This window comes from Dehalococcoidia bacterium, from assembly GCA_030018455.1.
Lineage (GTDB): Bacteria > Chloroflexota > Dehalococcoidia > DSTF01 > JALHUB01 > JASEFU01.
The window spans coordinates 146,509-171,543 of the sequence record JASEFU010000005.1; the positions used below are offsets into that span (position 1 = coordinate 146,509).

A 25,035-nucleotide genomic window follows, 5' to 3' on the forward strand; every position below is an offset into this window, starting at 1 on the left:
GACCCGGCAGGGCGATTGACGGCACGGCTGGAAGACGCCTACGATGCCTTTCGGCAGCACACGTACTCACGGAGAGAGCGAGGAGAGCGCGCGATGAAGGAGATGTCGACTCGCGAAAGGGTCCGCCGCATGTACGAGCACCGCGAGGCCGACAGGGTGCCCATCGTCGAGGAGCCGTGGGGGTCGACCCTGGACCGCTGGCGCCGCGAAGGGATGGGCGACGCCGACTACATCGAGTACTTCGGACTCGACTGGATGCCACGCATCAGCGTCGATAACTCGCCGCGCTTTCCCATGGGGGTCGTCGAGGACGACGGCGACCGCCTGAGCCTGAAGACCTCCTGGGGGTCGACCATCAAGCACATCCGCAGCGAATCGTCGCTCGCGCTTATCGATGCGGAAGTGAAGACGAAGGACGACTGGCTGAAGGCGAAGGAGCGCATGACTCCGAGCGACGACCGCATCCCGTGGGACTACCTGAAGAGCCATGCGCCCCGCTGGAAGGAGCGCGGCGCCTGGGTGCAGGCCATCGGCTGGTTCGGGTTTGACATAACGCACTCCTTCTTCATCGGAACGGAACGGGAGCTGCTCGCCCTCGCCGAAGACCCCGAATGGTGCGTCGACATGTGGCAAACGCAGCAGGAGCTGTGCCTCACGCTGCTCGACCGCATGTGGGACGCGGGCTACGAGTTCGACCAGCTCCTCGTCTACGATGACATGGGCTACAAGAATAACCAGTTCTTCTCCCTCCGCACTTACCGCAACCTGCTGAAACCCATCCACCAGAGAGCAATCGAATGGGCGCACGCGAAGGGCGTCAAGATGTACCTCCATTCCTGCGGCGACGTACGCCCGTTCATTCCCGACCTGGTGGAGATGGGGCTGGACGCGCTGAACCCGCTCGAGGTGAAGGCGGGTGTCGACCCTGTCGCAGTCAAACGGGAGTACGGCGACAGGCTCCTCCTCCACGGCGGCGTCGACGCGGTGCTGTGGAACGACATCGACCGGATGGAAGCGAGCGTGCGCGAGACGCTGCCCGAGCTGAAGAAGAACGGCGGCTACATCTTCGGCACCGATCACTCCACGCCCAACAACGTCAGCCTCCAGGACTTCAAGCGCATCGTCGACCTCGCAAAGCAGTTGGGAAGCTACTCCTAGGAGATGAAAGCGGAGATTATCGCCGTCGGCACGGAGATACTGCTGGGCGAGATCGCCGACACCAACTCGTCCTACCTCGCCTCGCGGCTGCCCGCGCTCGGCATCGACCTCCTGTGGATGACGCAGGTTGGCGACAACATGGGCCGTTTGACGGAGGCGCTGGCCCGCGCCCGCGAGCGCAGCGACCTCGTGATTACCACCGGCGGCCTCGGCCCCACGGACGACGACCTGACCCGCGAGGCAATCGCGCAGGTGCTGGGTGAAGAGATGCGCGTCGATCCGGAGATGGAGCAAGCGTTGCGCGAGTTCTTCCGCCGGCGCGGTCGCGAGATGCCGGAGCGTAACGTCAAGCAGGCGGCTCTCATCCCCTCGGCGCGGGCGCTGCCCAACGCCTACGGCACGGCGCCCGGCTGGTGGGTCGAGCGCGAGGGGCGCGTCATCGTCGCGCTGCCGGGGCCGCCGGGCGAGCTGCGCCGCATGTGGGAGACGCAGGTCGAGCCGGAGCTGCGACGCCGCACGGGGGGCGAGACGCTGGTGTCGCGCACGCTGAAGACGGTAGACGTCACGGAAGGCCGCGTCGACGAGCTGATGGCCCCGCTATCGAGGTCGCCGAACCCGTCGGTGGGTGTCTACTCGCGCGCTGACGGCATCCACGTGCGCATCGCGGCCAAGGCGCCGACGCGCGAGGAGGCGGAGCGGCTGATCGCGCCCGTCGAGGCGGAGGCGCGGCGCGTCCTTGGCGACGCCGTCTGGGGCGCCGACGACGACACCCTCGAGAAGGTGGTCGGGGCGCTGCTGCGGGAGCGCGGCCTCACGCTGGCGACCATGGAATCGTGCACGGGCGGCTTGCTGGCGAGCACGATAACCGATGCGCCCGGCAGCTCCGACTACTTCCGGGGCGGTTTGGTGTCGTACGCCACGGAGATGAAGCTCGCCTGGGGCGTGAGCCGGGAGGTGGTGGAGCGGCACGGCGTAATCAGCGCCGAGTGCGCGCGCGAGATGGCGCGGGCGGCGCGCGAGCGATTGCAGGCGGATATCGGGATCGGCGTGACGGGCGTGGCCGGCCCCGACGAGCAGGAAGGGAAGCCTGTAGGGACGGTGCACGTCGCGGTGGACGGGGCGTTGGGGGAGCCGCGGGTGGTGAGCTACGTATTCGCGCAGGACAGGGCGTCGGTCAAGCGCCGCGCCGTCACCACCGCCCTCGCCCTCCTCCGCCGCACCCTCACTGAGCAGAGCCGCTCCTAGTCTTTACGAACCGTGGGTGGTATATTCGCAGTTGACAGGATCCAATTCAGTGCCGTTTTGTCGTCTCCTAGGCAGTACCGCAACCATGGGAAAGCACGACTACTACGGAAAACTGGTGATGCGACAGGCTGCTGGCTCTGCGTGGTCTGAGTAGGGAAACTCGACTTGCGTCGACTACGGGGCGGGCCAACCAGCTCTAATTGACGGCTCTGTGGGATCGCAGGTGGCAGTTGAGGTGGAGTCAAGAACGTCCAAGCAGGTCCGCGGTGCCGTGCTCGACCTCATCTGTCACAAGCACCCCAAGAAGCTCTTGGTGTTGATCCCAATGCACATGCACGACCCCGCCACAACTGCTGAGCAATGTCGGTTCATCTTGCCTCGTTTTGTAGACGCCGCAGACTTCCGTGTAGTAGTCCTCAAAGGCACCGGCGACATGCCACGACTAGATGTCGACAGCGCGCTTGTGAGGGCGGCCTTGGCAGAATTGGGATGGCCGCCCGGGGGAGCTTGGCGCACAGTCAGGGTAGAGTTCCTGTTCTGTCTCGCTCCCATGACAGAACCCCCGTAGGGCGGGCATCTTGCCCGCCAAAACCGCATTCGGGCAAACATACTGCCCACCAGAAAGGGCAAGGACTGCATGCCCCGTCCGCGTCACCTGACAGCCGAAAGCCGCTGTTACTTCGTCACGGCAAATACTCACGGAAAGACGCAGGCGCTTGCTGAGCGCGAAGCCGCGCAAATCGTGATAGATCCGCTCTATCACCTTCGGTCGTTGGGCAGGATACGGCTTCACGCCTTTGTTGTGATGCCTGATCACTTCCACTTCATCGCGTCTCTCTCCGAAGGGGAGACGGTCTCTCGATTGATGCACAGCCTGAAGAGCTACACGGCCAACGAGATCAACAGGAGACGCGGCGAGCGGTGTGCTCTCTGGCAGCAAGGCTCTTACAGCCACGGCATTCGAGACGAGCGGGATCTTGTTGCGAGAGTCAAGTACGTAGAGGCCAATCCGGTCCGAGCAGCGCTGGCGAGTTCGATAGAGGAGTATGAGCTCGGTTCCGGTTGCGGCCGGTTCCCAATCGACCCGTGGTAATGTCGGACTGGCGGGCAGGATGCCCGCCCTACGATAGAACGGTGGGCTTGCGGGCAGGATGCCCGCCCTACGATAGAACGGTGGGCTTGCGGTCAGGATGCCCGCCCTATCAGGGAGTCGTCTCGACTGAGCGGTACTGGAGCGTCGCGGTGAACGCGAGGTCCGGGTCGTCCGGGCCGTCGACGTCCGCGCTGTCGAGGGTGGCCGTGCGCCAGCCGGTCTCCAGCGACGGCGCATCCCACGAGAAGCCCGCGGTCGAAATGTCGTGCTCCGGGGCCTTTGTCGCGTAGGTCCGCCGCACCCCCACGTACACCCGCACCTCCAGCGTGTCGCCCGGCACGGAGCACTCGAGGCCCAGCGCCTGCGACGGCGGGTCGGCGGAAGCGAGCGCGTACGGCCCCGCTTCGAGGTGGCACAGCGAGCCGCCCGGGTCGTCGGGGTCGTAGGCGCTGATGGCGACGATGTAGTCGGTCGTCCCGCCCAGCAGCGCCTCCGAGATGTCGACGGCGACCAGCCGCGCCTCTATCGCCTGCGCCCCCTCCTCGCGAAGGGTGAAGTGCTGCACCTCCCAGAAGCTCGACGGGTTGCTGAGGGTCGCGCCCGGGTTGTCGTCGTAGGCGATCGCGCGCGACTCCGTTTTGGTGTGGTAGCCGGCGGCGCTGACCACGAAGTCGGCGGAACCGACGACGGGGACAGGCCCGGCGGCGATGTCGAAGGCGTACCAGCCGCTGGCGTTGGTCGTCGTCGTAGCGGTGTTTCCGTCGGCGTCCGTGTAGGTGACGGTTGCGCCGGCTATCGGCGCGTTCGTCTCGGCGTCCCTCACGATGCCCCAGACACAGCCGGACGAGAGCAGCGCGGCGATGGCGACTATGAAGATGACAAGGGGTCGGAGGGCGTTCTTCGCAGCGGGCATCGTCTTCCTCCTTGTTGACGGTCTGACAGGATAGTAGGTTGGGGGCACGCCGCTGGTCAAGGCAGGCAGCTGTCCCGCCGTTTTTTGTCACGAAGGACGTGGCGGCGTGAGAAGCTGAGGGGTTCATCCCTCAGAATCGTCTTCCCCAATGGAAGGCGCCGGGCTGGCGGGCAAGATGGGGCCCCCGGCGGGCAGGATGCCCGCCCTATGACGACGGGTTCAGCATGAGGTCGAGCTGGGCGGCGTTCACTACCGCCTTGTCGCGGACGCAGTTGTTCATCAGCAGGTGCACTTCGCGAACCTGCTCCGCCATCCGCCGGATGCGCGGCACCCACTCGCGAAGCTCGTCCTCCGAGTACAGGTAGTCGAACCGTTCGCCGACGGTCGCGCCCGCCTTCCCCCACATCTCGGCGTTGCGGCCGTGGAAGCGCACGAGCGCGATGTCGGACGTTACCTCATCGACCGGGGGCACGCTCGACGGGAAGCCCTGCGGTGAGTCGACGGCGACGAGGGGGATGTCGTTCTGGCGAAGGAAATCGAGCGTGCGCTCGCGGTTGGCGTCGGCGAACCAGCGTCCGTTGCGGAACTCGACGGCGACGCGGTACTGGGGCAGCCGCTCGCGCGCCCGCACGATGTACTCCTTGCTCTCGCGTCCGGGCAGGAACCAGGGCGGGAACTGGAAGACGACGACCCCCAGCTTGCCTGCGCTGTCGAGCGGCAGGAGGGCGTCGGCGTAGCGGCGCCAGAGCTCGTCGCGCAGCTCGTCCGGCAGGTCGCGGTCGTAGAGGTTGCGTTTCTCGCCCGCCGGCGGTAGCGCTTCCCGTACGTCCTTGGGCAGCGCCTGCGGAGGAGTGGGATGCTGCGTGAAGACCCGGAAGGCCTTGACATCGAACGTGAAGTCGTTGGGCGTGCGCTCGACCCATAGGGCGGCGTTGCGCTCCGACGGGAGCCCGTAATAGGTGCTGTCGATCTCGACGATGGGGAAGCGGGAGGCGTAGAAGCGAAGGCGGTCTTCGGGCGTCTTCGCATCCGGCGGGTAGAAACAGCCGCAATCGATGAGGCTCTTGTCCGCCCACGAGCAGGTGCCGGCGAGTATCTTCGCGGTCATCTCGTCTTTACTATACAACGCCGCGAAAGGGGGTGAACGTGAAGTTGCAGGGTTTTCACGGATTGCGGAAGGGCAGGAAGCGCCCGTTATTCCACTCAGGGGAAACAGGGACGGCGGCGCGGGCGTCAAGTTGAACCTCCTACGAAGTCTGTGCTTGGTTGCCGGCGAATGCGCTCGCGCCGCCCCTCGATGCTTTGCCGGCCGGGCACTCGACCCCGCCGGGAACCGGCGAATTCGATGATGAATGCTTAATGGGGCACCCCTCCAGGGGTGGGGCGGGAGGTCTCCGCTAGTAGCGGTCGAAGCTGGTCAGGAAGTCGTCGAAGAGGGGGCGATACTGTTCCAGCGTCCCCTGGGGGACCACCAGAGCGATGGTCCAGCCGCCCAGATCATCGGCGAAGAAGACCTCGATCTTGTCGATTTGCACCGGCTCGGGCGTCCGCTCCTTGACCACCGGGTACTCGACCACGAACCCCTCCTTGCCGTCGAGGGTCAGCGTCCTCTCCAGCCCGGGACGGACGCCGACGATACGCTCGATCACCTCGCTCTTGGCGTCGAAGAACTGCTGCGTTGTGGTGCCGATCGGGACCGTCTCACAGGAGACTGAGATGTTGGGCTTGACGTCGCCCTGCGCCTCCGGGGCGTAGAAGATGTCGCCAGCGATGTTCTGCACTGAGACGCCGTTGGGCTCGACCTCCCAGGCTTCGGGGTACTTGGCCCGGTAAGCCCTCTCCGGCGACTGGTATTCTTTGAAGCCCTCGGGGAGATCGCCGGAAGGCTGAGGGGTGATGGGTGTTGCGGGACGGCAGGTGGTGCGCTCGACCGTCTGACCGCCGTCGCTGTCGTCTCCGCAGGCGCCGAAAACGAGAAGGGGCGCGATCAGCATCAGGGCAAGGGCGGCGGCGATTCCGGCTGCGCGTTTCATGGGGGACCTCTCAGCGATTGCGTTGTTCGCCAGAGATACTATCATTTCATCAGCGGCTGTGCCAGCTTAAGGAGGAAGGGGCGAGAATGCGCATCTACCATGGGCCGGTGACGGATGTGGAAGCGGACGCCATCGTCAATGCAGCGAATACGCAGCTCCGGCACGGCGGCGGCGTGGCGGCGGCCATCGTGCGGGCCGGCGGACGCGTGATCCAGGAGGAGAGCGACCGCGTCGGCTGGTGCGACATCGGCAAGGCGGCGGCGACGACGGCGGGCAGCCTGAAGGCGAAGCGCGTCATCCACGTGCCGACGATCGATTACACGAGCGGGCGCCGCGCTAGCCTCGACGACATCTATGAGGGAACGAGGGCGGCGCTGGCGCTCTGTCGCGAGCTGGGGCTGAAGAGCGCCGCTTTCCCGCTGCTGGGCGCGGGGATCGTCGGCGTGCCGGCGCGGGAGGTCGCGCTGTCGATGGCGCGGGCGATAGGGGAGTTCCCGGACATCGAGGTTACGCTGTGCGCCTTCTCGCGGGATGATAGGGAGGCGGTCGTGGAACTGGAGAGCGGATAAGCGGATGACGCCCAGGCCGCCCGATCTCAGTAGGGTCGGGCGTCTCTGCCCGACCAGCTGGGCTGCCTGTCAACGGACAGGAAGCGGAGAAGCGGATCATGCCCAGGTTGCCCGATCTCGGTAGGGCCGGCGTCTCTGCCCGACCGGCCGGGCTGCCTGTCAACGGACAGGAAGCGGAAGCGGACGCGGTCCTCCGTACCGCGCCCTGAAGGACGCGGCATGGTTTTCCCCCGCTGTGAGCGGCGCTCCGTCTGCAGCACGCCTGCGTGGTGGTTTTCTGTACCGCGCCCTGAAGGACGCGGCATAGTATTCTCGCCGCCTTGGGACCATCGAGCGCGATCACGCCTTCGGCCGTATATACTGTTGTTGTTACACATAATGAAACGCTCAGGAGGGAGCCATGAGACGACCGATTCCGGAGGGCGAGGCGCGCCGCCTCCTCGGCGGGGGGCCGGTGACGCTGGTGACGACAAGCTGGCACGGGAAAAGCAACGTGATGCCCGCCGCCTACGTGACGCCGCTCAGCTTCGAGCCGCCGCTTATCGGCGTGGCGATTAGCCCCACCCGCCACACCTACGATATGGTCCGCTACAGCGAGCAGTTCGCCCTCAACATCCCGGGGCGCCGCCTCATGCACCACGTCCAGTACCTGGGGATCGTCAGCGGTAGCGAGGTCGACAAGTTCGAGCTGACGAAGCTGCCTACGTTCAAGGCGTCGCGGGTCGACGCTCCGCTAATCGAGGGTTGCATCGCCTACATCGAGTGCGGGCTGGCGGACACCCTGCGCACGGGCGACCACGTGCTTTTTGTGGGACAGGTGATGGCGGCGTCGGCAAATGCGGAAGCGTTCGACGAGACGTGGCTGCTGGAGGACGACGACGAGAAGCCGCTCCACTACCTGGGCGTGAACCGGTACGCGCTGCTGGGAGAGAGAATAGAGGCGCGGGTGCCCAAGCCTGAGGACACGGAGAAGCCGCTGGAGGAAGCGTTTGAGGAAGAGCAAGCCCTGGCGAAGGAAGAGGAAGAAAAACGGCGGGAGATGGAGCAGAAACGCGCCAGGGAGGGCCCTGAAGCCGGGGAGTGAGGCCCAAGCCCCTGTATTCTTTTTCTCGACCCCCTTGACGACTAACGCGGCTAATTGTAACGTTAGGTGCCTTTAGTGATAGTGAGCGTTCACTAACTAACCTGACGTGACAAGAGCACGCCGGCTCCCTAGGGAAGAGCGCAGACGGAGCATCATCGATAGCGCGAGGTCGGTGTTCGCCGCCTCCAACTACTGGAAGGTGAGCACGGCCGACCTGGCGAAGGCGGCGGGCGTCTCCGAGCCGGCCCTCTACCGCTACTTCCCCAGCAAGAAGCAGCTCTTCATCTCTACCCTCAGGGCGAGCGCGCCCAAGCTGATCGACATCTGGCAGCGCATCGCTGCCGAGGTCGACGACCCTGTCGAGACACTCTGGAACATCTCTCTCAGCTACTACGACCACCTGAAGAGCCGGTCGGCGGTGATGAAGCTGCAGTTCCAGGCGCTGCTGGAGGCGGGTGACCCGCAGATACAGGCGGCGTTGCAGCGCAACTTCGCGTCGTTCGTGCAGTTCCTGCGCGAGGTGCTGGACGACGGCAAGCGGCGCGGACTCATCCGGCCGGAGATCGACAGCAACGTCGTCGCCTGGCAGCTGATCGGCAAGGGGCTGACGCTGGACGTGGTGCACTTGCTCGGGTTCGACAGTCAGATAACGCGGCAGAAGGTCGAGGAGTGGACGACGCTGTTCCTCGATTCGTTGCGACGGAAGGAGCCCGCCGACAGGCTTCAGCCGGTGGCGGGGGCCATCCCTTACGATCACCTGCCGCAGGGCCCCGTCGCCGAGGCCACGACACGGCTCGCGCAGATGGCGCTGGGTGCGGAAGAAGGGCGCTGAGGCCGCGGACGTAGAAAGGAGGGCCGACCAGAAGGAGAAGGAGGACCTTTCACCAGAAAGCGTTGACGTGAAGAAAGGGGTTGGCTTATGGAGTTCAAGTTCACGGAGGAGGAGGAGGCGTTCCGGCGCGAGGTGCGCGAGTTCCTGAGGAAGGAATGGACCCTGGGCAGCGTCGACCTCGAAGAGCCGGGGATGTACGAGGAGGCGCGCAAGTTCGAGAAGAAGATGGCCGAGCGTGGCTGGCGGACGATGCACTGGCCGAAGGAATACGGCGGCCAGGGCGCCTCTCACATGATGCAGATCATCCTGCGCGAGGAAATGGCGTACGTTGGGGCGCGGATCCTTGACGGGCAGGGCGTGCATATGATCGGGCCCTGCATCATGGTGCACGGCACGGAGGAGCAAAAGAAGCGCTTTTTGCCGCCCATCGCCAGGTGCGAGGTGCTGTGGGCGCAGGGGTTCAGCGAGCCCAACGCCGGCTCCGACCTCGCCAGCCTTCAGTTGAAGGCGGTGAAGGACGGCGATGACTACATCCTGAACGGGCAGAAGACCTGGACCTCCGCCGGCACCCGCGGCGACTGGGTCCACGTGCTCGCCCGCACCGATCCCAATGCCCCCAAGCACCGCGGCATCTCCTACTTCGTCGTCGACATGAAATCGCCGGGGATCACCATCGCGCCCATCATCAACATGGCGGGCCGCGCGGGCTTCACGGACACGTACTTCGACGACGTGCGGGTACCCAAAGAGCAGATGATCGGCGAGGAGAACCGCGGCTGGTACGTCGCCATGACTACCCTGGACTTCGAGCGTTCCTCGATAAGCTTCGCCGCCGAGTCGGCGCGGACGCTGGAAGAGCTCGTGCGGTACGCGACCGAGACGAAGCGGGACGGCGTGCCCCTGATAAGGGACGTCGCGCTGCGGAACAAGCTGGCGGAGATGGCAATCGAGATTGAGGTAGCGCGGCTCATCAACTACAACGTGGCCTGGATGCAGCAGAAGGGGCTCATCCCCAACTACCAGGCTTCCATGGCGAAGACCTTCGGCACCGAGCTCCACCAGCGGCTGGCGAACGTAGGCGTGCACCTGCTGGGACTTTACGGCGGCCTCGACGAGAAGTCGAAGTGGGCGCCGCTGAAAGGCAGGATCAAGTACCTGTACCTGTGGACGGTGGGCGAGACGATCTACGCCGGCAGCAACGAGATACAGCGGAACATCATGGCGCAGCGTGGTCTGGGACTGCCGCGGGAGTAGGCGGCGGAGAGGAGACGCTTTGAGCTACAGTTGCATCATTTATGAGACCCGGGACAGGGTAGCGATCATTACTCTGAACAGACCGGAGAAGCTGAACGCCTGGACTTCCACCATGGCTGCCGAGATAGGCGACGCGCTACGCCGCTCGAACGAGAACGACGATATCGGGGCGATCGTCGTCACCGGCGCCGGACGCGCGTTCTGCGCCGGGGCGGACGTGATCGAGGAGTTCAAGCGCCGCGCCGACGCCCAGGACGCTGGTGATGTCAGGGAACAGTCTGAACGGTCGGCGGCAGGGAGCTTTGTCAATCTGCAGGACGAGCTCCGATACGGCAAGCCGAGCATCGCCGCCATAAACGGCTACGGAGTCGGCGTGGGACTGACGTTTCCCCTGAACTGCGACTTCCGCATCGCTGCTGAGAACGCGCGCTTGAACACGATGTTCCTGCGGGTGGGCCTTGTGCCCGAGTTCGGGTCGTCGTACCTGCTGCCGCGCATCGTCGGGCTGGCGAAGGCGTGCGAGCTGGTATACATACCGCGCTGGATCGAGGCGGACGAGGCGCTGGCGATAGGCCTCGTCAACAAGGTCGTGCCGGCCGACAGGCTGATGCCGGAAGCGATGGAGATGGCGAAGACGATTGCCGCCGGCCCCGCCTTCGCGCTGAAGAAGGCGAAGGAGCTGCTGTACCGCAACCTCGACTCCGACCAGTCCAAGGCGGCGATGCTGGAGGTGCAGTACTTCGCGGAGTGCATGGCGACGGCGGAGCACCGCGAGGGCATTCGCGCCTTTGTCGAAAAACGGGAGCCCGACTTCCAGCGGCCGGAAGTGAGGGGCCAGCGGAAAGAATAGCGAGGAGGAAAACAGTGGACCTACGAGATTCACCAGAGGAAGCGGCGTTTCGCAAGGAGGTGAGAGAGTTCATCGAAAAAGAGGCGCCGAAGTTCGCCCGCGGGACCAGGATCGAAGAGATGATCATGAAGAGCGGTGACTGGTTCAAGAAGCTGGGCGAACGGGGCTGGAACGCGCCCGCCTGGCCCAAGGAGTACGGAGGGGCGGGCATGAGCGTGATCCAGCAGTTCATCTTCAACGAGGAGATGGCGATCCACCGGGCGCCCCGTCCCGCTCACCTGATCATCGGGCTGGGCATGGCCGGCCCCACGATCATCGTTCACGGCACGGAGGAGCAGAAGAAGAAGTGGCTGCCGGGCATGCTGGCGGGCACCGACATCTGGTGCCAGGGCTACTCCGAGCCGGAAGCGGGCTCCGACCTGGCATCGCTGCGAACAAGGGCGGTGAAGGACGGCGATGATTACGTGCTTAACGGACAGAAGATATGGAGCACCATCGCCCACATCGCCAAGTGGATGATCTGCCTCGCCCGCACCGATCCCGATGCCCCCAAGCACAAGGGGATCACCTACTTCGTCATCGATATGAAATCGCCGGGCATTGAGGTGCGCGGCCTGACTAACATGGCGGACACGCACGAGTTCAACGAGGTGTTCTTCGACAACGTGCGCGTGCCCAAGGAGAACGTTATCGGCGAGGAGAACCGCGGCTGGTACGTGGCGATGACAACCCTCGACTTCGAGCGGTCGAGCGTGGGCTCAGCCATCGGCATGAAGCAGGAAGTGGAGGAGATGATCGAGTGGGCGAAGGCCCACGAGGACGAGCCGCAGAGCGCGCTCAAGCGCAACCCGATGCTCCGCTTTGAGATGGCGGACCGCTTGATCGAGGCGGACGTGGGCCGTATGCTCTCGTACCGTATAGCGAGCATGCAGAGCCGGGGCCTCATCCCCAACTATGAGGCCTCGCTGCTGAAAGTGTTCTCGGCGGAGCTGCACCAGCGGATAGCGCGCACACAGCTCAAGGTGCTGGGCATGTACGGCCAGCTCATGCCGAAGAGCCCACAGACGGCGCTCGACGGGCGCTGGACCCACCAGTACCTGCGTTCGATGGGATACACCATCGAGGCGGGCACGTCGGAGATACAGCGGAACATCATTGCCCAGCGCGGCTTGGGGCTGTCGCGCGACTAGCCGGGGCCGAAGGGCATCGAGACCAGATAGAAAAGGAGTCGAATAAATGGACCTGGGACTCAGCGAAGAGCAAGAGCTACTGAAGAACTTCGCCCGCGACTTCCTGGAGAAGGAGTGCCCGGAGAGCCTTGTCCGCGAGATGGAAGAGGACGAGAAGGGCTATTCGCCCCAGCTCTGGAAGGGGATGGCCGACCAGGGCTGGCACGGGCTGATCGTGCCGCCGGAGCTGGGCGGCAGCGGCATGACGTTCCTCGACCTGGTCATTCTGACGGAGGAGTTCGGCCGCGCGCTCGTGCCGGGGCCTTTCCTGTCGACGCAGGTGGGTGGCGCTGTTCCCCTGCTCGACTTCGGTACGGACGCGCAGAAGAAAGAGTACCTGCCGAAGATCGCTTCCGGCGAGAGCATCTGGACGCTGGCCGCATCCGAGCCGGAAGGTCGCTTCGACGCCGAGGGCATTCAGATGGAGGCGAAGGCGCAGGGCGACAAGTTCGTGCTGAACGGGACGAAGCTGTTCATCCGCGACGCCCACGTCGCCGACTACATGACGGTGGCGGTGCGCACGGGCAAAGGCGCGAACCCTGAGGACGGCATCACCGTCCTTATCGTCGACGCCAAGAGCCCGGGGATCAGCACGGAGCTGCTCAAGACGATCGGCAGCGACAAGCAGTGCGAGGTCAAGTTCGAGAACGTCGAGGTGCCGGCCTCGAACGTCATCGGTGAGGCCGGCAAGGGCTGGCCGGTGTTGCAGAAGACGCTGCGCAAGGCGACGATCCTCGAGTGCGCGTACCTGGTGGGCCTGGCGCAGATGGACTTCGAGATCACGGTGAACTACGCCAAGGAGCGCGTGCAGTTCGGCCGGCCCATCGGCAGCTTCCAGGCGATCCAGCACAAGTGCGCGGACATGGTGACGGACGTCGACGGCTCGCGCTTTCTGATGTACAAGGCGGCGTGGTCGGTGGCGGAGGACGAGCCGGATGCGGAGCAGGCGGTGCACATGGCGAAGGCGTGGTGTGGCGAAGCGACGCGCCGGGTGGTGGCGCACGGGCAGCAGATCCACGGCGGCATCGGGTTCACTAAGGACTACAAGATACAGCTTTACTTCCGGCGCCAGAAGATGGCGGAGCTGATGTGGGGCGACTCGGACTACCACCGGGAGCTGGTGGCGCAGTCGCTGGAGGTCTAGCGGCACAACAATAGCGAATCGAAAGGGAAGGGGGCTGCCCTCGTGGCGGCCCTCTTTTTATGACGTGAAAAATGCGTGGGCGCTAGATCCTGACGCGCCTCCGCAGCTCAGCCCCCGTTGCGACGCCCGCCAGGCCGAGCGCAGCCAGCGCCATCCACACACTCCGAAGCTGACCCTTGCCGCTCTGGGCCGGGGCGTCACCGACGCTGACCACCGTCACCTCGGGTGTGCCGACAGGTACCATCGTCAGGTTCAACTGCTGCGGCGGCGAGCTTCCGTCCCAGGCGTGCCATGTGCCCTTCTCGCGGGCGACGGCGATAACGTTGCCCTGGGCATCCAGCAGCTTGAACGTGATCTCCGCCCCCTCCACGCCACAGCCCGCTTGCTGCTGCGCCGCGTAGACGAAAGCGCTGTACGTGGGGGGCAGACTGCCGGAAGCGTAGCCGCAGGGCTGATTGCCTATGAAAGGCACCAGAGTCTGCCCCGGAAGGGCGATTTCACTGGATAAGCTGCCGCCAACAAACGCGAACGGGGGAGCGGTCAGAGCCATGATCTGAGTGACTCCCGCTCGCCAGATGCCAATTTGTGAAGCCTGCCTTCCCCCGACAAAGAAAGTAATGACAGCCCCATCAAAACCGCAGCCCGGCCTCGCTTCTTGCGAGAGCACGGCCACCCTGTAGCCGAAGCCGACGGGCCCAGGGCCGCCGGGGCCGCCGGGGATGTTCACCGTGACTCCTTCGCCGCACACGATATCTCCCACCTTGGCAGCCACAGGAGCTTCGGCGTTGTGGGCATCCAGATAGATAGCGCCGGTGAAAGTAGCCACTTGCTCAGGGGAAGGGGTCGCTGCGACTTCCATCGTGGGCGTGGGGGTTTGCGCGCCGGTGATGTTGATCGCAAGTGCGACCAGAGCACCACAAAGGCAAATCGTTAAGATTCCTCCGTCTCTGTACACTATGCGCCCCCTTTTTTGCTCCGTTGCCTCGCTCCGATTGTGATAACGCGAAGGGGCGACTTTGGTTAACGATATTTCTTGAGGACCTGCGCCGTCCGGGGAGTCCAGAGGGGGTGTCCCCCTGAGTCAATACGAGCTTTCTAGGGCGGGAGGGTGGGAAGGAGAACGCTAATGTTGCGGTGACCACGCCCCACGCCGCCCCACGCACCAGGCAGCGGTTCCTCCCCTGTGAGCCCGATATAGTATAATGGTGAGAGCAGATTCGGGTTCGCGTCCGTATAGTCGCGGGCGCGGAGGGAAATGTAATGAACAACGTTAAGACGCTATTCCTCTTCAGCCTGCTGACCGGCCTGCTCGTCGCCATCGGCTGGATTATCGGCGGGTTCGGCGGCATGATCGCCTTTCTCGTGCTCGCGGGGATCATGAACTTCGCCGCATTCTGGTTCTCCGATAAGCTCGTCCTGCGCATGTCCGGCGCGCGCGAGGTGACGGCCGACGAGGAGCCGCGATTGCACGCGCTGGTCGAGGACGTGGTCGGCCTGACGGGGCTGCCCAAGCCGAAGGTGTACATCGTCCAGAGCGACACGCCGAACGCCTTCGCCACCGGCCGCAACCCCAAGAACGCCGCCGTCGCCGTGACGACGGGTATCGCGCGCATCCTCGACTACCAGGAGCTGAAGGCGGTGATAGCGCACGAGCTGGGCCACATCCGCAACCGCGACACCCTCATTCAGACGGTCGTGGCCACGGTGGCGGGCGCGATCACGATGATCGCGTGGATGCTGCAGTGGACGCTGCTGTTCGGCGGCGGACGCCGCGGCGGACGCGACAACCCGCTGGCGATAATCGGGCTGCTGGCGGCGGTGATACTGGCGCCGCTTGCCGCGACGGTCATCCGGCTGGCGATATCGCGGGCGCGCGAGTTCGAGGCGGACGCCACGGGCGCGCGGATGATCCACGACCCGGAGGCGCTGGCGAACGCGCTGCTCAAGCTGCACCAGGGGGTGCAGATGCACCCGCTGCCCGACAATGGGGCGACGGAGGCGACGGCGCACCTGTACATCGTCAATCCCTTGAAGAGCGAGGGCCTGGTCGGGCTATTCAGCACGCACCCATCGGTTGAGGAGCGGGTGCGCCGCCTGCGGGCGATGGCGGGTCTGTCGTAAAATCCATCAGAGGTAGTGACGGGGCCGATGCCAGCGCATCGGCCCTTCTGCTGCAAGGCCGGAAGGAGGGAGCCATGGCTGAGGGATGCCTATTCTGCCGTATGGCATCGGGCGAGATGGAGGTCGAAAAGCTGTACGACGATGACCTCGTCTTCGCCGTCCGCGACATCAACCCCCGCGCGCCCGTCCACGTGCTCGTCGTCCCGAAGGAGCACATCCCCACCCTCGGCGACATCGACGAGCGCCACGCCTCTACGCTCTACGCCATGATGAAGGCGGCGAACGAGGTCGCGGCGCGGGAGGGCGTCGGCGAGCGCGGGTATCGGGTCGCGATCAACGTCGGGCGGGAGGGCGGCCAGGTGATCCGCCACCTGCACATGCACCTGCTGGGCGGCCGCGTGTTGGGCGCGGAGGGATAACGGTGTCAGGCATCGAAGAGGCGCTGCGCAAGGAAGTGGCGGCCCTCCCTGACGGCCTGCGACAGCACGTCGAGCGCGTGGTCGACGAGGCGGAGCGGCTGGCGTCGCTGCACGGGGTCGACGGCGCGAAGGCGCGGCTGGCGGCGCTGGGGCACGACCTCGTGCGGGCGGTCCCCCGCGACGAGCTGCTGCGTATGGCGCGGGAGCTGGGGCTAAACGCGAGCGACGTCGAGGAGGCGGAGCCGGTGCTGCTGCACGGGCCGATCGCGGCGCGGCTGATGCGCGAGCGCTTCGGCGTCGACGACCCCGAGGTGCTGGCGGCGGTGGAGGCGCACACGACGGGTCGCCCGGGGATGTCGTCGCTGGCGAAGATCATGTACGTGGCCGACAAGACGGAGCCGGTCGGTCTCAAGTACTTCCCGGCGTGGTCGGAGGTGCGGGATCTGGCAGAGAACGACCTCGATCCCGCTGTGCTCAAGGGGCTCGACCTGTCGATTGGGGAAGCGGTCAGGCGCGGCTGGCTGCTGCACCCCGATACGATTGCGGCGCGCAACGAGCTGCTGCGCGCGAAGCAATCATAGCGCTTTCCCTCAGCGCCTCACCGCCGATCGTGGCTGGCTGGGCACAGAGGCCCGACCCTGCCGGCGGTAGGCGAGAATAGTGTCATTCCCTGATTGACGAAATAGAACACCTATTCTATTCTTGTCCCCACAGGTAGTCCACTTCCTCAGGACCAGCGCTCGTGGTAGACACCATTCTGCTGACCCAGGGAATCTTTACCCTTGTTTGCGCCGGCTTCAACGCCGCGTACTTCGCCGGCTACTGTCTCGACGGCGGTACGGCGGCGCGGCGGCGCGCGGGAGCGGCGGCGCTCGCGGTGATCAACGCGGCGGTGCTGGTGGAAAGCCTGTCGTTTCTCGGGCTGTACGCGGCCCACCGCTCCGGCTCCGACGCGCTCGTGATATCGCCATCGCTGTGGCTGCCGGCGCGGACGCTGCTGCTGGCGGGGGTCGCCTTCATCGCCGCGCTTATCGTCAGGCAGCGGGGCCGGCGCTAGGAGGAGAAGAGATGTCGGCGCTCGCTCTTGCCGTCGGACGCAACGATTGGGGGCTGGTCGCGCTCTATCTGCTGCTGGGCGTGGCGGAGGCCGCCGCGAAGCTACCACCGGACGCGCTCGAAGGGCTGCTGGAGGTGCTGGAGGGGACACTGCGTCGTGGGCGGAGGTGAAGTCCGCGGCAGACGGCGGCGACGTCGTTGTCCGGCGCCTGTAAAGGGCTTCTACGACGGCGCGCTCACAGAGGCCGAACGCGAGGGGTTGCCGGCGGCTAAGCAGGTCGAGGGGCTGGACGAGGAGATAGCGCTCATCCGGCTGCGGCTGCGGTCGGCGCTGGAGCAGCACCCGCAGAACCTGACGCTGATGCTGAGGGGGATCGAGCTGCTGGTCAAAACGCTCTCGGCGCGCTACCAGCTCAACAAGGACGACAAGACGGCGCTCTCGGAGAGCTTGCGGCGGACGCTCGAGGAGATCGGCGGGCCGCTTTACCCGGAGGCTTTCGGTGACGACGGAGGAAACGGCAACTGAAGCGGCGAGGCCACGGCGTCGCGCGACGCGGACGGGCCGCAGCCGTAGCGCCGCCGCCGCGTTCCAGGCTGTGGTGGAGGAGCGTCTGCGCAACCTGGAGCAGCAGTTGAACGAGCTCAAGGGCCGGGTAAACGGCCTCATCTTTCTCATCGTCGGCGTGGTGATCACGCAGCTAGTGCTGAGGATGTTGCAGTGAAAGCGGAGAGCGGCGTCGATGGGACGCGGGCGGGGATACGCCGCCGGTTGCGGGCCTACCAGGTCGAGGCCGGGCGCGCCATTCTCGATAGCGTGATGAACGGCCGCGGGCTGACGATCACGGTCGAGATCGCGCGGCAGGGGGGCAAGAACGAGCTTTCGGCGCAGATCGAGGCGTTCCTGCTGATGATGAACATGTTCCGTCCCGTCGACGCGGTGAAGTGCGCGCCCACGTTCAACCCCCAGTGCGGCATCAGCATGCGACGGCTGTGGTCGCGCCTCCAGGAGGCGGGCCTGGGCGCGCTGTGCGCCCGCGAGGAGGGCCGCGCGATACGCCTGGGACGGGCGCGACAGCTCTTTCTCTCGGCGGACCCGCAGGCGAACGTCGTCGGCCATACGGCGCACACTCTGCTGGAGGTCGACGAGGCGCAGGACGTCGACATCGAAAAGTTCGACAAGGAGTTCCGCCCCATGGCGTCGACAACGGGGGCGACGACGGTGCTCTACGGCACGGCGTGGGACGAGCGGACGCTGCTCGAACGCGCGAAGCAGGCGAACCTGGAGTTGGAGCGCCGCGACGGGGTGAAACGCCACTTCCGCTTTGACTGGGAGACGGTCGCGAGGTACAACCCGGCGTACGCCCGCTACGTGGAGTCGGAGCGCGAGCGGCTGGGCGAGAAGCACCCGCTGTTCCTGACGCAGTACTGCCTGACGACGATTGGCGGCGGTGGACGTCTGTTCAGCCGACAGCAGTGCGCCCAGCTCCAGGGCGACCACGTCCGTCAGGCGCAGCCGCGGCCGGGAGAGACGTACGTTGCCGGGCTCGACCTCGCGGGCGAGAGCCTGTCAGCCGCCAGGCAGGCCCTGGAGGTGGGCCCGCCCCCGAGTCCTTCCACTCGTGATGCGAGCGTCCTCACCATCGCCCGGGCAGTCGCTGCGCCGGCGGGCGCCCTCGTGCAGGAGCCGCGCCTCGAAGTCGTCGAGCATCTCGCTTGGACCGACGAACCACACGACCTCCTCTACGCCCGCCTCATCGACTTGCTGAAGGACGTGTGGCGCGTGCGCGCCGTCGCCGTCGACGCGACAGGGCTCGGCGAAGCGGCGGCGCGCGTGCTCGTCTCCGCGCTCGGCAGCCGGGTCGCGCGGCCGTTCCGCTTTACCGCCGAGAGCAAGTCGCGTCTCGGCTACAACCTGCTCGCCGCGGTCAACGGCGGACGGCTGAAGGTGTACGCTGCCGACGGCTCGGACGAGTACCGCGAGTTCTGGCGCCAGGCGGAACGGGCGCGGGTCGCTTACCGCGCGAACCAGACGATGAACTTCTTCGTCGACCCGCAGGAAGGGCACGACGATTACCTGATGAGTTTAGCGCTTACGGTAGAAGCGGGGGCGGCGAGCGCGCCTCGCGCCGCCCGCGGGAGATTGCGGGAGAGTGACTAGGATGAGGCTGCCGGATGTTATGAGAAACGAACCGAACGAAGGTGAACCGAAGGGTCTCCGGCTGATACGGGAGGACGCGCTGCCGGAGAACATTCAGTACCGCGATGAGGGCTGCGAGCTTTCGCCCTCATGCCTGAACTGCCCGCTGCCGTACTGTCGCTACGATCACCCGGGCGGCGTGCGTCACATCCGCAACCGCGGCCGCGATAGCGAGATCGTGCGGCTGCGTTACCGCGAGCGGCTGCCTGTTAACGCCCTGGCGCGTCGCTTCGGCGTGTCGCGGCGGACGGTCTTCCGCGTCCTCAAGCGTGCGAACAGGGAGACGTCACCCCGGCCGAGGGCGGCCCCTTCGCCGGCTGTCGGCAACTCTTCTGAATCGATAGGAGCTTCCCGATGACCAACCTCACGATCCCCCAACAGATAGCGCGGATGGACGCGCCCCGCCTGCGCGCCTACGCCGAGAACCTCGCGTTCTACGAGGGCGAGCAGTGGGCGGACTCGCGGCGGAGCCGTCGTGAGCGGCGCCTCGTCTTCAACTACGCCAAGGCGCTTATCGAGAAGACGACCTCCTACCTGATGAGCGGCACGACCTTCGCCGTCGACCCCGTGGACGGCTCGGAGGGGGAGCAGGAGCGCGCCCGCCTCGCCGAGAGGGCGCTCGCCGAGGTGTACGAGGCGAACCAGCTCGCGCAGCTCGACTTCGATACGGAGATCGACGCCGCGGTCCTCGGCGACGGCGCGTTCAAGGTGACGTGGGACACGGCGGAGAGGCGCGTCCGCGTGTCGGCGCCCGACGTGCAGGGCATCTACGTCTGGTGGCTGGGCGACGATGTCTCGCGCGTGTGGCGAGTCGCGAGCCGCTACACGCTCTCGCCGGAAGAGGTCGAGATGCTGTACAACGTCGCGCCGTCGAAGGCGCGCATGCGGGCGAAGGGGTCGGAGGTCGTCGAGGTGTGGACGGACGCGGAGTTCGAGCTGTGGGTCGACAACGCGCCCATCGAGCGGAAGGCGAACCCGTACGGCTTCATTCCGTTCGTCATCTACCCCAACCTGCGCGAGCCGAAACGGTTCTGGGGCGTGTCCGACGTGGCCGCGATCAAGGAGTCGTCGCGCGAGCTCAACCGGGCGCTGTCGCAGCTCTCGATGATCCTCGAGCTTTCGGGCAACCCCATCGCCGTGCTCGAGAACGTGGGCGAGTCGCAGGACATCGCCGTCCAGCCCGGCGCGGTGTGGGAGCTGCCGGAGCGGGCGCGGGCGTACCTGCTCGACCTGTTGCAGGGCGGCGGCGTCAAGCTGCACGTCGACTACGTCGACCTCATATACCGCACGCTGCACGACCTGGGGGAGTCGCCGCGGACGGCGTTCGGCGAGAACCGGCAGGGATTATCGGGGGTGGCGCTGAGCGTGGAGATGGACCCGCTGCTGAAGAAGGTGCAGCGAAAGCGTCTGATCCGCTCGGCCGCCTATCGCCGGCGCAACGAGATGATATTGCGCATCCTGGAGCAGTTCACGGGGGTGAACTACGCGCCCTACCGGACGCGGATGGTGTGGGGGCCGGTGCTGCCGCAGGACCGCAGCCGTCTGGTGGAGGACGAAGTGCGGCTGGTAGCGTCGGGGATACACTCGCGGCGACGGGCTGCCGCGGAGCTGGGGGTCGAAGACCCGGACGAAGAGCTCCGCCGCTGCCAGGAGGAACATATGATGATCTAGGACCGTCCCGAACGGTTTTGGGAGCTAGGAGATAGAAATTCCTGCCCGGCAGCCCTCGAAGAAACATGCCCTGACCACGTTTCCGCGCGGGAGACAGAGACTTGAGGAGTCGAACCTGTATTCTGTTCCCCCAACGGTTTCCGCGATTTCTACGGCCGTAATGGGAAAGGAAAGCGGCCACCCACGTGGGGAAGCCATCGGATAGCGGAGCACCAAGTCTTCCGCCGATTGCATCTCGAAGAATTCGATTGCCAGGTAGTCTCCATTAGCGTAGCTAACCCGCAGGATCTTGCCGGAGGGAGGGCATTCCAGGTCCTCAGGGAGGCTAGGAGATATCCAGTAGCTTTCCTCAATACGACATCGAGGTTGTCCGGACACTGTGATCATTCGAACGTTCACCAGCAGGTGTGCTGCATCATCGCGTGTGAACCAGATAATTGGCTTCCCCTTGGCCTCTATCGCAACGGGGGTATTGTGGAAGAAGTTCCCTCCCACCACCATCAAAAGGTCTCGCCGCAGCCAGTCGAACCGGCCTTCGATCTGTTTGTTTCCTTTCCGTGCGGCCCTCTTGAATTCGTGAAGCTGTTCTCGAGAGTAAGCGCCCGCATCGGCCTTGGCGTGGTGCTCCGCACACAATGCTATCATGCCCGCAGGTCGGTGATGCTTTTCATCTCGCCAAGGGGGGTCGAAGTGGTGCCAACGCAGATAGGGGTTGCCGCAGCCGGGGATCGGGCAACCGAAACCCACCTCACGTCTCAATTGACGGCGCACTTCAATGGGCGGCGTCCGTTGCACCCCAATCCGCCTTCTCAGCCGCTAGCCCTCAACGCCTGCGCGCTTCGCGCGTCTTGAGAGAACATAAATCCTAATGCGGGGCACTGTCAACCGGAATGCCCGACCGCCTTAGTCTAGCACAAGGGGCTGAGGCGGTAGTACTCAGATGCGGCGAGGCGGAGGTAGCCGCCGTCATCGTCCGCAAACGACGCCTCGCGTTCGTTCCCGTTGACGGCCCTGGCGCTCACCGACATCGACGAGAACGTAGCCGGCTTCTCGCTTCCGGCACCGCCCACACCAGCCCTGTGGCGGCGAGCAATGCGAACGACGGCAGCATCGGCAGGTGGAAGCGGGACGTGGCAAAGAACAGGAGCTGCCCCGCTGTGAACACGGCGACGATGAGGAGCGGGAGCAGGAGGAGACCTTGGGGCCGGCGTGACCAACAAAGGAGACCAAGCCCGGCAGCGGCGATCGCGGCAAAATAGTACGCGTTCGCCACGTCGGAGATGACTTTGAGAAAAGGAACGGGGCGGCTGATGTCGGGATGGTGGATCCAGCGCAGCGCGTCCTCATCGTCCTCGTACAGCGCCCGTATCTTCGTGGCAGAAAGCTGCGCTTCGCGCCAGGGGTGGGTGAACATGAACTTCAGCCCTTCGCGCAGCGCTACGTTGCTCGTCTCCACCTCCCGCTCCTCCCACGACAGGTGCTCGGCCCAACTTCCGATCCACGTGTCGCTGGCGTTGAAGCGGCCATTGGAATTCTCGTTGTGGCCCATGAACAGGTTGCCGCCATCGTTGGTGCTGATGAAGACAAAGGCGTCCATCGCCACGTAGTTGCGTATCGTCCAGGGCATGATGAGCGCGAGCGCCGTCACGGTTACAACGGCAGTCCGCCGCAGGGCCTTCGCCCAGTCGCCGCCGGCGATACCCCACAGCAGGAAGGCGACGACCAGCATAAAGAGGCCTTGCCCGCGCACAAGGGCGGCGGCGGCGAGCGCGGCCCCAATCAGTAGGAGGAGTGGCACGCCGGGCTCTTCACCCCTCAGCGACAGCGCCAGCAGCGCCATGGCGATGACGACGATCAGTACGAACAGGCTCTCCGACATGACCAGTGTCGAGAAGAAGACGTGGCCAGGGAAGACGGCGAAGATGAACCCCGCCAACGCTCCCGCCCTCTGCCCGGCGACGAGGACCCCCAGCCAGTAGAGAGCGACGCACGTCAGCGTTCCCAGCAGTATGTTGGTCGACCACGCGGCGGGCACGTCCGGGCCGGGCAACCAGTAGACGGCGGCGAGCAGAAAGCTGTAGCCCGGGGGCCACTGCGCTGTGTGATAGCCGACCCATGGGTTCAGGTAGCCCTTCCCTTCGGCGAGTGAGGTCGCGGAGCCGTGGTAGAAGATGGTGTCGTCCATCGTTTGGAGATCAGTGGGGTCCGCGGGCACGTAGACGACCCAGAAGATGCGTGCCGCCAGGGCGACCGCGAAGATGACGGCGGCGCACTTCAGGTGAGGGCGAACGGCGGCGAGGGCGGCGCGTAAGGGGGCTGCCGCCGCTTCCCGGGTGTGTGCGGTCTCGGTTGCCTTTGCCATCTTGCCCTCCGGCGGGCAACCCGAATGATAGCGCAAAAGCCGGTCGGGGTTCGATAGGTGACAGAAGCCAGTTGACGGCGCAGCACATGTGTTCTATCCTCTCGTCGTCCACTTACGTTGTGGGGGTGCGAGATGCAGGACACGGAACCGGAACGCCCGGAGATCGAGGAGAGACTGACTGAAGCGCAGGCGGAGATCGAACGTCTGCAGGCGGCGGCCGCCGACAGCGAGGCGCGGGCGCTGCACTTTCAGGAGATCACGGAAAAGATGCGCCGCGAGCTCGCGGGGGCGCAGGAGGAGCTGGCATCGTGCCGTGAGCAAATCAGCGGCCTGGACGAGGAGCTTTCCGCGGCGCGCAACGAGAACGGCGAACTTCACGCCCGCCTCCAGGCCGCCGCCTCGAAGTACCGACAGGTGCTCCTGGCGGCGGCCCCCGAACTCCCCGAGGAAATGGTGCAGGGGGAGTCGATTGAGGAGATCGAGGCGTCGCTGGAGAAGGCGCGGCAGACGGTGCTCCATATACGCGAGCGGCTGGAGTCGCACGCGCAGGCGGGCCGCGTGCCTGCGGGATCGCCAGCGCGCACAGCGCCTGATTTCTCCGCCCTCAGCGCCATCGAGAAGATCCGACTTGGGCTCAGCCGAAAGTAGTATCGCCCTCACAACAAGTCGTCCGCCCGTAGATTCTAGGAGGAGGTCCAACCTTGGCACTCACACTTGCCGAAGCATCGAAGCTGTCCAACGACGTGCTCCTGACCGGCGTCATCGAGACGATCATTAAGGACAGCCCGATACTGCAACTCCTGCCGTTTATCGAGATCGTGGGGAACGGCCTCACCTACAACCGCGAGAACGCCGCCGCCAGCGCCGCCTTCTATGATGTGGGCGATACCTGGAGCGAGAGCACGCCCACGTTCTCGCAGGTGACGGCGACGCTCAAGATCGTGGGCGGCGACGCCGACATCGACAACTTCCTCGTTGCAACGCGGAGCAACCTCCAGGACCTCGAGGCGGCGGTCGTCCAGCTCAAGGCGAAGGCCGTGCAGCAGAAGTTCGAGGATACGTTCATTAACGGCGACATGTCCGTCGACGCGAAGGCGTTCGACGGCATCGACAAGCTGTGCGAGAGCGGCCAGACGGCGAGCATGGGCGCGAACGGCGCCACCCTCACCCTGGCAAAGCTCGACGAGCTGGTCGATCTCATCAAGGGCGGCAAGCCGGACGTGCTGCTGATGAGCAAGCGGACGCGCCGCACGCTGAACAACCTGGCCCGCGCCTCCGGCGGCTTCCTGGAGACGGACCGCAATGAGTTCGGGCAGATGGTGCAGTTCTACGACGGCATCCCCATCGGCATCTGCGACTGGATATCGGACGCGAAAACGGTGGGAACGAGCAACGACTGCTCGACGGTGTACGCCGTGCAGCTCGGCGAGGGGGCGTTGGCGGGGCTGACGTCGCCGGGAGGGCTGCAGGTGGAGCGCGTAGGCAGCCTGGAGACGAAGGACGCGACCCGCACGCGGGTGAAGTGGTACGTATCGCTGGCGTTGTTCAATACGCTCAAGCTGGCCAAGCTCATCGGCGTCCGCCCGTAGCGGCAACCTCGACCGGACAAGCAAGAACCCCCTGTTTGGGGGTTCTTCGTTTCTTCCGGAACGGCCGGCGGCTTGGCCTACTGCCGGGATCACCGGCAATTACACTCCCCCGGCGGCTCGACGAGGCTGGAGTTCAGCGCCACAAGCACGGCGTCGAGCGGGCTCATCACTCCGTCCTTGTTTACGTCGAAGGCGGGACTGACGACCATCTCGGGG

The 25,035-nt window shown here is 65.4% G+C and carries 28 protein-coding genes; 22 read left to right on the forward strand and 6 right to left on the reverse strand.

Annotation, left to right across the window (positions count from 1 at the left end; genetic code table 11):
• Positions 1 to 102: 102 nt before the first annotated feature.
• The 3 genes from QME71_08095 (at position 103) to QME71_08105 (ending at position 3,496) form a co-directional block, all read left to right on the forward strand.
• Positions 103 to 1,158, forward strand: a complete 1,056-nt coding sequence (locus QME71_08095) for a uroporphyrinogen decarboxylase family protein (GenBank protein MDI6858256.1) — start codon at positions 103 to 105, stop codon at positions 1,156 to 1,158.
• A gap of 3 nt (positions 1,159 to 1,161) precedes the next feature.
• Positions 1,162 to 2,403 carry a competence/damage-inducible protein A gene (locus QME71_08100; GenBank protein ID MDI6858257.1) on the forward strand — a complete coding sequence of 414 codons (1,242 nt, stop codon included), beginning with the start codon at positions 1,162 to 1,164 and terminating at the stop codon, positions 2,401 to 2,403.
• 742 nt (positions 2,404 to 3,145) lie between these two features.
• Positions 3,146 to 3,496, forward strand: coding sequence for a transposase (locus QME71_08105; GenBank protein MDI6858258.1), 351 nt, complete (start codon positions 3,146 to 3,148; stop codon positions 3,494 to 3,496).
• A 109-nt stretch (positions 3,497 to 3,605) separates the two neighbouring features.
• Here QME71_08105 and QME71_08110 read toward each other — a convergent pair whose 3' ends face one another.
• From QME71_08110 to QME71_08120, 3 genes are all read right to left on the reverse strand, one after another.
• Positions 3,606 to 4,409, reverse strand: a complete 804-nt coding sequence (locus tag QME71_08110; protein ID MDI6858259.1) for a carboxypeptidase regulatory-like domain-containing protein — start codon at positions 4,407 to 4,409, stop codon at positions 3,606 to 3,608.
• A 205-nt stretch (positions 4,410 to 4,614) separates the two neighbouring features.
• On the reverse strand, positions 4,615 to 5,517 hold the full coding sequence (locus tag QME71_08115) for a DUF72 domain-containing protein (protein MDI6858260.1): 903 nt from the start codon (positions 5,515 to 5,517) through the stop codon (positions 4,615 to 4,617).
• A gap of 289 nt (positions 5,518 to 5,806) precedes the next feature.
• Entirely contained in the window at positions 5,807 to 6,442 is a 636-nt protein-coding gene (locus tag QME71_08120) for a hypothetical protein (protein MDI6858261.1), read from the reverse strand.
• Positions 6,443 to 6,528: 86 nt separating this feature from the next.
• Between QME71_08120 and QME71_08125 the strand changes: the two genes are divergently transcribed.
• From QME71_08125 to QME71_08155, 7 genes are all read left to right on the forward strand, one after another.
• The gene (locus QME71_08125; GenBank protein ID MDI6858262.1) at positions 6,529 to 7,011 is read left to right on the forward strand and encodes a macro domain-containing protein; all 483 of its coding nucleotides are present in this window, start codon (positions 6,529 to 6,531) and stop codon (positions 7,009 to 7,011) included.
• A gap of 400 nt (positions 7,012 to 7,411) precedes the next feature.
• On the forward strand, positions 7,412 to 8,095 hold the full coding sequence (locus QME71_08130; GenBank protein MDI6858263.1) for a flavin reductase family protein: 684 nt from the start codon (positions 7,412 to 7,414) through the stop codon (positions 8,093 to 8,095).
• 106 nt (positions 8,096 to 8,201) lie between these two features.
• Positions 8,202 to 8,927 (forward strand): TetR/AcrR family transcriptional regulator, encoded by a 726-nt coding sequence (locus QME71_08135; protein MDI6858264.1) that lies wholly within the window; start codon positions 8,202 to 8,204, stop codon positions 8,925 to 8,927.
• Between the two features lie 87 nt (positions 8,928 to 9,014).
• Positions 9,015 to 10,181 carry an acyl-CoA dehydrogenase family protein gene (locus QME71_08140; protein ID MDI6858265.1) on the forward strand — a complete coding sequence of 389 codons (1,167 nt, stop codon included), beginning with the start codon at positions 9,015 to 9,017 and terminating at the stop codon, positions 10,179 to 10,181.
• Positions 10,182 to 10,200: 19 nt separating this feature from the next.
• Positions 10,201 to 11,031, forward strand: coding sequence for an enoyl-CoA hydratase-related protein (locus QME71_08145; GenBank protein ID MDI6858266.1), 831 nt, complete (start codon positions 10,201 to 10,203; stop codon positions 11,029 to 11,031).
• Between the two features lie 14 nt (positions 11,032 to 11,045).
• On the forward strand, positions 11,046 to 12,221 hold the full coding sequence (locus tag QME71_08150; GenBank protein MDI6858267.1) for an acyl-CoA dehydrogenase family protein: 1,176 nt from the start codon (positions 11,046 to 11,048) through the stop codon (positions 12,219 to 12,221).
• 46 nt (positions 12,222 to 12,267) lie between these two features.
• Entirely contained in the window at positions 12,268 to 13,404 is a 1,137-nt protein-coding gene (locus QME71_08155; protein MDI6858268.1) for an acyl-CoA dehydrogenase, read from the forward strand.
• A gap of 82 nt (positions 13,405 to 13,486) precedes the next feature.
• Here the strand turns inward: QME71_08155 and QME71_08160 are convergent, their stop codons facing one another.
• Entirely contained in the window at positions 13,487 to 14,359 is an 873-nt protein-coding gene (locus tag QME71_08160) for a hypothetical protein (GenBank protein MDI6858269.1), read from the reverse strand.
• A 305-nt stretch (positions 14,360 to 14,664) separates the two neighbouring features.
• On the opposite strand from QME71_08160, the gene QME71_08165 reads away from it, so the two are divergent.
• From QME71_08165 to QME71_08210, 10 genes are all read left to right on the forward strand, one after another.
• Positions 14,665 to 15,525: a zinc metalloprotease HtpX gene (locus QME71_08165; protein ID MDI6858270.1), complete on the forward strand. Its 861-nt coding sequence runs from the start codon at positions 14,665 to 14,667 to the stop codon at positions 15,523 to 15,525.
• A gap of 74 nt (positions 15,526 to 15,599) precedes the next feature.
• Positions 15,600 to 15,944, forward strand: a complete 345-nt coding sequence (locus QME71_08170; protein ID MDI6858271.1) for a histidine triad nucleotide-binding protein — start codon at positions 15,600 to 15,602, stop codon at positions 15,942 to 15,944.
• Between the two features lie 2 nt (positions 15,945 to 15,946).
• Positions 15,947 to 16,525: a bis(5'-nucleosyl)-tetraphosphatase (symmetrical) YqeK gene (yqeK, locus tag QME71_08175; GenBank protein ID MDI6858272.1), complete on the forward strand. Its 579-nt coding sequence runs from the start codon at positions 15,947 to 15,949 to the stop codon at positions 16,523 to 16,525.
• A 161-nt stretch (positions 16,526 to 16,686) separates the two neighbouring features.
• Complete coding sequence (locus QME71_08180) at positions 16,687 to 17,001, forward strand: hypothetical protein (GenBank protein MDI6858273.1); 315 nt, start codon at positions 16,687 to 16,689, stop codon at positions 16,999 to 17,001.
• Positions 17,002 to 17,012: 11 nt separating this feature from the next.
• Positions 17,013 to 17,171 carry a hypothetical protein gene (locus tag QME71_08185; GenBank protein ID MDI6858274.1) on the forward strand — a complete coding sequence of 53 codons (159 nt, stop codon included), beginning with the start codon at positions 17,013 to 17,015 and terminating at the stop codon, positions 17,169 to 17,171.
• Positions 17,158 to 17,526 (forward strand): hypothetical protein, encoded by a 369-nt coding sequence (locus tag QME71_08190; GenBank protein ID MDI6858275.1) that lies wholly within the window; start codon positions 17,158 to 17,160, stop codon positions 17,524 to 17,526. Before QME71_08185 ends, QME71_08190 begins: the two co-directional genes overlap by 14 nt.
• Positions 17,501 to 17,722 carry a hypothetical protein gene (locus QME71_08195; protein ID MDI6858276.1) on the forward strand — a complete coding sequence of 74 codons (222 nt, stop codon included), beginning with the start codon at positions 17,501 to 17,503 and terminating at the stop codon, positions 17,720 to 17,722. The genes QME71_08190 and QME71_08195 overlap by 26 nt, the downstream gene beginning before the upstream one ends.
• Entirely contained in the window at positions 17,719 to 19,158 is a 1,440-nt protein-coding gene (locus tag QME71_08200; protein ID MDI6858277.1) for a hypothetical protein, read from the forward strand. Before QME71_08195 ends, QME71_08200 begins: the two co-directional genes overlap by 4 nt.
• Positions 19,159 to 19,177: 19 nt before the next feature.
• Entirely contained in the window at positions 19,178 to 19,555 is a 378-nt protein-coding gene (locus QME71_08205) for a helix-turn-helix domain-containing protein (GenBank protein ID MDI6858278.1), read from the forward strand.
• On the forward strand, positions 19,552 to 20,868 hold the full coding sequence (locus tag QME71_08210) for a phage portal protein (GenBank protein ID MDI6858279.1): 1,317 nt from the start codon (positions 19,552 to 19,554) through the stop codon (positions 20,866 to 20,868). The genes QME71_08205 and QME71_08210 overlap by 4 nt, the downstream gene beginning before the upstream one ends.
• 24 nt (positions 20,869 to 20,892) lie before the next feature.
• Here QME71_08210 and QME71_08215 read toward each other — a convergent pair whose 3' ends face one another.
• Together QME71_08215 and QME71_08220 are read right to left on the reverse strand one after the other, a co-directional pair.
• Positions 20,893 to 21,663, reverse strand: a complete 771-nt coding sequence (locus QME71_08215; GenBank protein ID MDI6858280.1) for an HNH endonuclease — start codon at positions 21,661 to 21,663, stop codon at positions 20,893 to 20,895.
• A 223-nt stretch (positions 21,664 to 21,886) separates the two neighbouring features.
• Positions 21,887 to 23,230, reverse strand: a complete 1,344-nt coding sequence (locus QME71_08220; GenBank protein MDI6858281.1) for a glycosyltransferase family 39 protein — start codon at positions 23,228 to 23,230, stop codon at positions 21,887 to 21,889.
• A 132-nt stretch (positions 23,231 to 23,362) separates the two neighbouring features.
• Between QME71_08220 and QME71_08225 the strand changes: the two genes are divergently transcribed.
• Positions 23,363 to 23,878: a hypothetical protein gene (locus tag QME71_08225; GenBank protein MDI6858282.1), complete on the forward strand. Its 516-nt coding sequence runs from the start codon at positions 23,363 to 23,365 to the stop codon at positions 23,876 to 23,878.
• Between the two features lie 53 nt (positions 23,879 to 23,931).
• Positions 23,932 to 24,819 carry a phage major capsid protein gene (locus QME71_08230; protein ID MDI6858283.1) on the forward strand — a complete coding sequence of 296 codons (888 nt, stop codon included), beginning with the start codon at positions 23,932 to 23,934 and terminating at the stop codon, positions 24,817 to 24,819.
• Positions 24,820 to 25,035 lie beyond the last annotated feature (216 nt).